The organism is Rhodothermales bacterium, assembly GCA_013002345.1.
GTDB lineage: Bacteria > Bacteroidota > Rhodothermia > Rhodothermales > JABDKH01 > JABDKH01.
In genome coordinates this window covers 1-3,473 of the sequence record JABDKH010000169.1, presented here as the reverse complement: position 1 = coordinate 3,473, position 3,473 = coordinate 1, and the positions used below count along the sequence as shown (strand labels likewise).

Annotated in this window: 3 protein-coding genes; 1 reads left to right on the top strand and 2 read right to left on the bottom strand. The window is 59.8% G+C overall.

Annotation, left to right across the window (positions count from 1 at the left end; all coding sequences use genetic code 11):
* On the top strand, window positions 1–1,282 hold a 1,282-nt coding region (locus HKN37_08585; protein ID NNE46702.1), incomplete at its 5' end, for a DUF3160 domain-containing protein.
* Window positions 1,283–1,342: 60 nt separating this feature from the next.
* Here HKN37_08585 and HKN37_08580 read toward each other — a convergent pair.
* Window positions 1,343–2,593 carry a DUF5009 domain-containing protein gene (locus tag HKN37_08580; protein ID NNE46701.1) on the bottom strand — a complete coding sequence of 417 codons (1,251 nt, stop codon included), beginning with the start codon at window positions 2,591–2,593 and terminating at the stop codon, window positions 1,343–1,345.
* Window positions 2,594–2,619: 26 nt separating this feature from the next.
* On the bottom strand, window positions 2,620–3,473 hold an 854-nt coding region (locus HKN37_08575; protein ID NNE46700.1), incomplete at its 5' end, for a T9SS type A sorting domain-containing protein.

Genomic DNA, 3,473 nt, shown 5'->3' with positions numbered 1-3,473 from the left:
CTTTTCACTCGGAAACGATGCGGCGGGCCAGTTGCTCGTTCCTGAAATCCAGGATTGGGGCTACGGTCGTCAACTGGCCGCCCTCAGGTACCTGATCGACGCCTATGACGACTCGTTCTGGCGCGAGACGATTTACAACGGCTGGCTGGACGGGATCCGGGAGTTGAATCCACCGGACGATCGGACGGGTCTTCCCGCGTTCATGCAGACTGCGGCATGGTGGCAGCAGAAAATGAGTACACAGCTGGCGGGGTGGGCCCAGCTGCGACACGACAATCTGCTGTATGCCAAGCAATCGTATACCGGCGGCATCATCTGCGAGTATCCCTACAGTTACGTCGAGCCGATTCCCGGTTTTTTTGATCGAATGAGTTTGCTCGCGACAGATGCCGCAGACCGGTTCTCCACGTTCGACTTCGGCGGGTGGCCGACTGATAGAATTGTTCCGTTCTTCCGGAATTTCGCGGAGATCACCGACAAGCTCGCCGGCATAGCGCGCAAGGAACTGGGCGGTGAGACGATCAGCCCGACCGAGGCCGAGTTCCTGAAGCAGATGATTCGTCAGGAGTTCACCTGTGGACCACAGGTCGACGGATGGTACACTACGCTGTTCTTCGGGGGACCCGATCAGTCGCTCGAGAAGGATCTGGTTGTTGCAGACATCCATACGGCTCCAACCGATGCCGCCGGCAATCTGGTGGGGTGGGTAATGCATGCAGGGACTGGTCCGCTCGACATGGCCGTTGTTACCGCTGACCTTCCTGCAGTAGGACCAGTGGCGTTTGTCGGTCCCGTCATGAGTTATTACGAGCACGTGAGCACGAACTTCTTGCGTCTGACGGATGAGGCGTGGCAGACCGCATACTCGGCCACTCCTTCGTTCAGGCCGGACTACGTGAACCTCTATCTGGCGAACTCGGAAGGCGCGTCTCGTGGTGAGGCATCCGTACTGGTGACGGGCATCGAACCGGACCCCGCGCTGCCTGATTCGCCCGATAGAGCGGCGATCTTGAGCGGCTATCCCAATCCGTTCACGGAGTCTACTGTTCTCGGCTTTGCCGTGCCGTCGAGGTCAAAGACGGAGGCCATCGAAATCTCGATATATGACCTTCAAGGAAGACGGCTGCGGACTCTTCTCACGGGACAGCTTCCGGCGGGGAATTACACAGTGGAATGGGACGGCAAGCTGGCAGATGGCTCGGCCGCGGCTAGCGGCGTCTATTTCTGCCGACTGCAGACAGGCACCGTCACCGACACACGTGCACTTACGAAGCTGCGGTAGGTCCGCCGAGGTCCCATCGGAGCCACGGCGCGAAACTAGGTGTCCGATCTGAGCCCGGGTTCAGAGCTTCAATCGTATTCCGACATGCCGCAGAGCCCCGGCAAGCCACGTCATAGCGAATGCAAAGATGAGCGCGCGCCAGAAGCCGACGGCAAAACTCTGGCCCAGCATCGCGTAGGGATTTACGCCGGTCATGGAGTCGATGAGCGCAAATGCCGCATACAGAATTGGCGCCAGGATATACGCGAACAGTGAGTTCTGTCCGGCAGGCTCTACGACGATGGTCCATCGGTTCCATCTTCGCACGTCGATCAACCAATAGAGGGCGACCCAGATCCACGCCGTGATAGCCGAAGTCCACAGGCACCACGGCGGCGTGGCGAAGATCTTGTTGATGATGAAGGCCTGGTCTATGTCGGCCATGGCGTGCAGGAGGTGGCCGGCGAGTGCCAGGCCTGCGCCGTACAGAAGCCCCCATTTGATTCGTGCACCGTCAGACTCGATCGGTGAGCTCTTCGTCAGGATCATCCCGAGTACGACACCCGACACCGTGATGGCGGGGTGCGAGCCGAGGGTGCCGCCGATATTTACCCACTGCGTAAGCCACGCCAGGCCCTCAAAAAGACCGGCCTTGTCGGCGAAGTAGAGGCAATAGAGCAACCCCATCACGCCGAGCATTCCAACGTGCGACCGGCGCAGCGCGATGTAGGCCATGCACGCGACGAGGTAAGACCACCCGATCAAGCCGAGAATACCCCACCACCGGGGCCTGAGTTCGATCAGTCCCGGGTCGCCAGACCCACGAAAAAGGACAGCCAGCGCAATCAGCAGCAGCACACCCGCCCATCGCATCGTGAGTTGCACGTTTCGGCCGGGCGCGCGATCGGACGGCGGACGATTCCATACGAGGATCACCCCGGCATACATCAGCAACGTCCATACGTGTCGCCCCGGGAACGCTTCGTCGGACATGGACGACGCGTTGACCATGAAAACGCCGATCACGAGCAGTCCGGCCGTACGGATCAGGATGTGCTTCCACACGTCCCAGATGGCCTCACCGCGCTCCAGCCGGCGACCGATAGCGAACGGGATCGCCATGCCGACGATGAACAAGAAGGCAGGGAAGACGATATCCACGAACGTCATTCCGTCTGCGTCCGGCGGCTGGATGTGCAGCATCCAGGCGGGAGTTCCCGCGACGCCCGCCACGTCGTTGACGAAGAGCATCACGAGAATCGTGATACCACGCAGGACGTCTATCGAGTCTATGCGGCCAGAGGATGGCTGAACCCGAGTAGCGCTGACCATATTCTTCTGTTATCGTGGCACCCGGGTTACTTCAGCAGAGTCATCTTCCGAGCCAGTCGAAAATTGCCATACTGCAGCGTGTACACGTACGAACCGCTGGCAACAGGCATACCCCCGTCACCCAGACCGTCCCACGTGGCGGTATGCGTGCCCGCCGGAAGTCGCTGTCCGTCGACAAGCGTTCTGACCAGGCGCCCGGCAACGTCGAAGACCCGTACACTAACCGTCTTGTCGATCGGCAGCGTGAAGCTAAATTGCGTCGACGGATTGAACGGGTTCGGATAGTTCGACGAGAGATGATAGTCGGTCGGCAAGACGATCCGCGCTTCCGTATTCACACCGAAAGACTCGGTGAGCTCGAATATTCTGAACACGGGCCGTTGTTGGGCGGCCACCCTGCTGCGAACACTGCGGCGGTAGAACCCTGCGCCGCCATCCCAGACCTGGTCAATCGTCGCAAGTGAATCGTTGATTCCGTAGAACCCGACGGCCACCTCGATCATGCCATCTCCATCTGCATCGCCGAGGAAGGAAACGCTAGTCGGAGAAATCTCTTCCGGGCGGTTCGTTGGGAAGGCACCAAAGTCGCCGGCGTTCTCATGGTACACCGTGATCGTACCGGCGGAGTCGCAAACGACGACGTTGAAGAGCGTGTCGTAAGGAGTAATATCAAACTCGACCTCGCTGAGCCTGTAGTTTGCGGGGTCTTCAGGATCCCCGCCCTGACTGCCGATCCACTCCGCGATGCGAAGATATTTTGGCTTTCTTCCGGCATCGTAGTCCTGTCCGTCATAGCCGCGTCCTGCGCCTATGAGTTCGAGCGTGCCGTTGCCGTCGATGTCTCCGGCATCGATGCCGTATGCACTGAGGGGGCCCACGA

Coding starts and splice junctions, on each gene's coding strand:
- HKN37_08580 (NNE46701.1), bottom strand. CDS start 2,593: ATGGTCAGCGCTACTCGGGTTCAGCCATCCTCTGGCCGCATAGACTCG.